This window comes from Cyanobium sp. A1C-AMD, assembly GCF_024346495.1.
In the GTDB taxonomy this organism is placed as follows: domain Bacteria; phylum Cyanobacteriota; class Cyanobacteriia; order PCC-6307; family Cyanobiaceae; genus Cyanobium_A; species Cyanobium_A usitatum.
Genome location: NZ_JAGQDB010000122.1, coordinates 1 through 5,350 on the forward strand (window position 1 = coordinate 1; position 5,350 = coordinate 5,350).

6 protein-coding genes are annotated in these 5,350 nt (G+C 48.2%); all 6 read left to right on the forward strand.

Going from position 1 to position 5,350, the window contains the following annotated elements; translation table 11 throughout:
* Positions 1-1,094, forward strand: a 1,094-nt coding sequence (locus KBY74_RS13430) for a LysM peptidoglycan-binding domain-containing protein (protein WP_254943134.1), incomplete at its 5' end; no start/stop codon positions are given.
* A gap of 5 nt (positions 1,095-1,099) precedes the next feature.
* Positions 1,100-1,669 (forward strand): hypothetical protein, encoded by a 570-nt coding sequence (locus KBY74_RS13435; RefSeq protein ID WP_254943135.1) that lies wholly within the window; start codon positions 1,100-1,102, stop codon positions 1,667-1,669.
* A 6-nt stretch (positions 1,670-1,675) separates the two neighbouring features.
* Entirely contained in the window at positions 1,676-2,398 is a 723-nt protein-coding gene (locus KBY74_RS13440; RefSeq protein ID WP_254943136.1) for a hypothetical protein, read from the forward strand.
* 3 nt (positions 2,399-2,401) lie between these two features.
* Positions 2,402-3,049 carry a hypothetical protein gene (locus tag KBY74_RS13445; protein WP_254943137.1) on the forward strand — a complete coding sequence of 216 codons (648 nt, stop codon included), beginning with the start codon at positions 2,402-2,404 and terminating at the stop codon, positions 3,047-3,049.
* A gap of 480 nt (positions 3,050-3,529) precedes the next feature.
* Positions 3,530-4,900 carry a hypothetical protein gene (locus tag KBY74_RS13450; RefSeq protein ID WP_254943138.1) on the forward strand — a complete coding sequence of 457 codons (1,371 nt, stop codon included), beginning with the start codon at positions 3,530-3,532 and terminating at the stop codon, positions 4,898-4,900.
* A 109-nt stretch (positions 4,901-5,009) separates the two neighbouring features.
* Positions 5,010-5,350 (forward strand): hypothetical protein (locus KBY74_RS13455; protein ID WP_254943139.1); only part of this gene is annotated, 341 nt, incomplete at its 3' end.

Genomic DNA, 5,350 nt, shown 5'->3' on the forward strand with positions numbered 1-5,350 from the left:
TGCAAGGATCTACTATCTTCTACATGAAAGATGATAGCAATAGCAACTCAGTTACTGAGGGCCAATCTGGCGGCAAATTTTTAGCTTGGAAGCAGGATGTAAACTCCGGGAAGGTCGAAGAGGTATTAGTTAATCCGGTTTTCAAGAAAGATGAGCCCGTTTCAGATGATAGTTCTTCCTTGAATTTCAATAGCCTTCAAAGCTCAGGTGGGGATAGTGTTGATACCCGTTTCACAGTAGTTGGTTTTAACAAGACCCCTGATCCGATGGAGGGCAAGAGTTCTTTTCTCTCAGCCTTTGCAGCGAATACAAAAACAGTTGGGTCACTACGTCCCACTCGTGGGGTCGACGGTACGGCCCCAACCCTTGAAAAAATTGCTCGGCAGTTTGGCGTTTCGATTCAGCAACTGATGCAGTCCAATGGAATTATCGATCCCAATCAAGACATTGAGGGTTTAACATTAACTGTTCCGGCAGATTTTTCCACAGTTGAGGCCATTAAAGTTGAAACGCCTACGTCACCAGCGGAGCTCGCAAAACTTTATGGACTTAGTGTAGATTGGCTGCTTGATCTAAATGGCATCAATAACCCTCATCAGGCGCTCGATGTAGGCAGTACATTTTACGTGCCTGGTTTAAAGCCGTTAAAAGAGATAAGCCTCAAAGACAATACAACCCCTGCAGAGCTTGCTGATCTTTACGGTCTCAATGTTTCTACATTGCTTTCTTTGAATGGCTTAACAGATTCTCAGCAGCCACTTAGCGCGGGCACTTCTTTTAATTTGCCTAGCCCTAGAACTCTTGGTACGATCGTTTTGGATCAGGCTGAAAGCCCTGTCGAGATCGCAAATCGCCTTGGTGTTAGCATTGAAGGTATTCTTGATCTCAACGGGCTGAGCGATCGAAATCAGAAGCTTGGTATTGGCACTCGAATTGAACTACCCGCTGCTCCATTGCTCCCCGATGCAAAGCCTGCCAATTCACCCCTTGAGTATGTAGACTTTGGTGCTTACACCACCTACTCTGTCACCTATCACTTAGAAGGTTCCCTAGTGCCATTATTTGCTCCTACCTTTTTTAACACACTTCGCTGACTGTCATGACTTGCATAGGTTTCAACAACAGAAGATTCCTTGCGATCGCGCCATTGTTTATGTTTGGCGTTGGCCTTCTATTTGCTGCTTTGCCTTCCAGGGCACAGCTCAGTGAAAACACCAATAACGTGTCCAGGGGCAGTAACAGTACATTCACCATAACGATCAACAGCGTTCACGGCATACAGACAAACGCATCACGGACCCCTGACTTTGCTGTTGAAACCTACGGGAATATGGTTGTTGGCCCTAACAGTACTTCCATTCAAGAGAATAAAGATGGTTCGTCTGGATACATGAAGGCTGGCTCCGGTGAAGCGCTTGGTCAGTCAACCGGAGTCTCAGGAATGCAGCGTATTAACTTTGGTGAAGGCACTCGCTACGAGGTAAAAATAATTCCAAAATCTGAGGCTGAAATCTGCTCAGACGCCTCCTCCTCCGGGGCAACCTGCAGCATTCCAGACGTGGGAACTGCCAGTGGTAGTTCTACTGGTTCTACAAGCACCTCTATTTCTGTGACATCCACAGATTCATCGTTTGTTAACAGCTTCGTCCGTACCTTTACAGCTGAGTAACCACCAATGCCTAATACTCCAAGCTCCACAGCTTTTTCCATTGTCCTATCGATAGGACTTTCTTTGGTTTTTGGTGATTTGTCTCCTGCCAGGGCTCAAGCTACCACACCTGGCTCTGAACAGTTTGCCTGCCCAAAATCTCAATGTACTCTTAATCAATCAACTGGTACTTCCACTTCTGTTGGAGTTGGTATTAGTAGTAGCTTTGGTGTGAACAGTACAGCGCAAAGTACTTCCAATTATAATGCAAGCGCTAGTGCCTCTTTGGTTCTGAATGCTTTTGACGGCTCTTTTCCCTCAAGTAGTATCAATAGTAGCCGTCAATCTGTTGGCGATTCCGCAACTAATTCGCCGATCACACTCACAATCACCTCGGAGGCCATCCAAAGCAAAAGCAAAGATGGTGATAATTCGGCTTTCCTGGCTGCCTCTAATTATACTTCTGATGAAAACAGCGCCTCTAGTGCAGAGTTCGATGCCGCTGGCTTTACTGCATCTCAGGACTTGCGTTTTAGCGGAGGTTCAGAAACAATAAATGAATCCATAGGTGACTCGAGTAGTAATAGCTCGGGTTCTGCATTCAAGGCAGATGTCGTCAAGCTTCTGGATAAAACGGGGGGGCCTGAGGTTGGGACTGCCAATTCTAGTTCTGGCTCACAGAGCCAAACACGCTTCCAAGCAGATATCACGACCTCTACATTTGTGAACGCCTTCACGAGCTCTTTTTAAGCCATGTTTGCCGGCCGTAAGTCTTCCACAGGTATTAAGCTTTCTAAGGCAGTCTATCCTGTTCTTGTTGCCTGTCTCACAATGGTACAAACTGCTGCTCTCAGTCAGAGCGCTGTTGTTACCAATAATGCGAATCCCTCGGCAGCCGTTTCAACTAATACCACCGGTGGGACCAATATTAATTATCAAACTAATAATCAATGGAGCAACGAGATGGGTTTCGCTCCTGGCGTTTTTTGCCGTACGCCTACCTTTTACGTTGGGGCAGGGACCGGCCAAAATTTAGGTGACACCATGGATACTCTTAACAATGGGACATCGCAATATTCGCAAAACTATAACGCAAACGTGGGAGTTCTTATTCCATTCGGCTCTACTATTGTTAGTGATTGCAAGCGCCTAGCCGGACAGATTGCTCGCGATCGAGAGATATCTTCTGATCTTTCCATGATACGAGCATGTGCAGCGTTGGATTCAGAAGGGATAATAGTCGATCCACGCAAATTTCCCACCCTCACTCGGTGTGCGCTTGTTCAGGGTGATCCTCCACTAACTGTTGATCGTGCCAAAGCGATGCAAGCTCTTAAGGTGCGACAGCAAAGCCAGCGACAGTCAGTGCCGATTCCCAAAACTGAAGTCATCAAGAACTAGCGTTTCGATTTATTGGCTAAGCTTTGCCCCATAAGCGAGTGCCCAACTCCCTCCCACTTGATGCGCTCGTATTTTTTATGTTTTTTAATTAATGAATCTCGGCTTGTGTTTGCCAGTTTTATTTGATACATCATGCAATTTCACTGCTCTTATTTTATCTGAATTTCCTAAGTGATTCTACGACTTTTGTTTATTTCTGAGCAGTCTAGCGAGAGGGCTGTGATGCTTACCCTTGGTACCCTTGCCACAGCCAGCATTTGACGTTGTGCGATGCGAATCCTCCGTGAATGTTCTTGCCATGAATCGTCGCGAGGGCGCGCATCAGGTTAAGGTTGCATTCGAATTTCTTTAGAAACCAGGCTGGCCCTCTTGACACGTCGCCAAAATGCTGCGCATATGTTGCGTATGTGCGTCAATGGGTTAGAGTTGTCATACCGGTTGTGGCCGGTACGTACCAAAACACCAAAACACTAAAGAGCCATGAAAAGGCGCCTTTCATTCGTAGCAGCGGTTTTCGCTGCCACGGCAACTGCTCCGGCATTGGCCCAATCCATGCCCGATCCGGGCAAGATGTTCATGATCAACGCAGTTACCCCTGGCGTGGTCAGCTTCTCTGGTGAGGGCACCGCTCAGTTCAACAACTCGAGCAGCACCTCCAATGCTTTCTCAGTTGGTTCTTCGACCAACTTTGGCGTAAACGCTTCGGCCAGCTCCACCAAGGATTACCTGGTTGATTCCAGCGCTCTCCTCGCGCTGAGCGGCACTTCCCAGCTCCAGCAAACGATCGGTACATCCTCCAGCGCTGCCAACACCATGGCCGCTGCTGAAGCAGCCTCCAAGGCAGCCGATTCGATCGCTAACCGGACCACTACAAGTGAATTCGGCCAAAACTGGAACGATTACAAGGCCCAAAACGGCGTTGATACTTCCTCCACTACTCAAAACACCTCCGCACTTGAGTACAAAACCGAAGCTGCGTATGTCGCTGCTCGCAAGGACTTCTTCAACGAGCAGATGACGGAGGCGTTCTCTAACGTCACCACTGCCAGTACTACATCCTCTTCGCAAGGGGCCAGTGGTCAAGGCATCATCAAGGGTGAGTTTGTCACCACTAATTCCAATAGAACTGACATTGGTGCTTCTGCAGGAAGCAGCGCGGCAAACTCTGCTAGCGCAACTAGCGTTGCCAACTCGGAGTTTGGCTCATCTTACATTGAGTACACCAACAAGTTCCTGAGCTACGCTGGTAGCGACAAGATCATCAACACGGAATCTGAAAAGGCCGCGGCATCTGCCGCAGGTGTTCAGTTCAATGAATCAACTGGAACTGCTCTTAAGGAGACCGCACAAGCTGGTACTCAGGAGAAATCCTGGACGGACGCAAGGCAAGAGAAAGTCGATAGCGTAATGTCGTCTCTCCAGTTGGCTTCCGCCTCCCAGGGTGCAGTTACCCAGGATAGCCAGGCAACGGTAACCGTCACCGGTGTCGGTTCTATCGCAACTCTGAATTCCCTAGACACCACCAACTTTAACGTTGATGTAGCTACTCGCCTGAGGAACTCTATTCCTGAGTCGAACGGCACGGCTAACGGTAACGCCGGTGGTAACTTGGCGACCTCTTCGTTCGCCAACCAATCAAACACCCTTGCAGCTAACGCTTTCATTCAGGCCTTTGGTCCGAATACTGTTAAGTTGATGGGTGATTCAGAGGGCAACCTGACGGGTGCTGAAATCCAAGGTCGCTTGGCTGTTCAGCTGTTCACCACAGACGAAGCTGGTAAAGCAGAATTGCCCGGCGTAGGCACTGCTCCTGCAACACCGTTGCAGACAGCTATTACTCTTCCCCAGTAATACTTAAGTTTCCGCTAAAGGGGGGGGCTTCCGCCCCCCTTTTCTTTGGGAATTTGTTCCACACCGTCCATTGAATGCCCCACTTACCTAGATGCTAATAGGCTAAAATATGGGTCGCTTTAACACAATTAAATCATGCTTTTTGCCAATTGTCCTGATTGGCGGGGCTTCTGCTGCGTTTGTTCTTTATAAGAATGGTGTCCCCTTTTTTAAGCAGTGCGATGGTGGTCGTCTTAACGTTCAAGGGTTGCTCGCCCAAAAGAATTACGCTAACTTAATAGGGTCGTGCATTCGTCAATCCTCTAGGGAGAAGGCGCCTAAGCATGCGGATTCAGAGTTTCCATCAGTTATCCAAAAGGAGCTCCCTGTTAACCTTTCGGCTGGTCAGGATGATCGTATTTCTATATTTTTAAAATCTCTCCCGTCTAAATCGCTGTATGCGCCTCCCGG

Bases quoted from the DNA above. Each gene is read 5' to 3' on its own strand.
- KBY74_RS13435 (WP_254943135.1), top strand. From the start codon at position 1,100: ATGACTTGCATAGGTTTCAACAACAGAAGATTCCTTGCGATCGCGCCA.
- KBY74_RS13440 (WP_254943136.1), top strand. From the start codon at position 1,676: ATGCCTAATACTCCAAGCTCCACAGCTTTTTCCATTGTCCTATCGATA.
- KBY74_RS13445 (WP_254943137.1), top strand. From the start codon at position 2,402: ATGTTTGCCGGCCGTAAGTCTTCCACAGGTATTAAGCTTTCTAAGGCA.
- KBY74_RS13450 (WP_254943138.1), top strand. From the start codon at position 3,530: ATGAAAAGGCGCCTTTCATTCGTAGCAGCGGTTTTCGCTGCCACGGCA.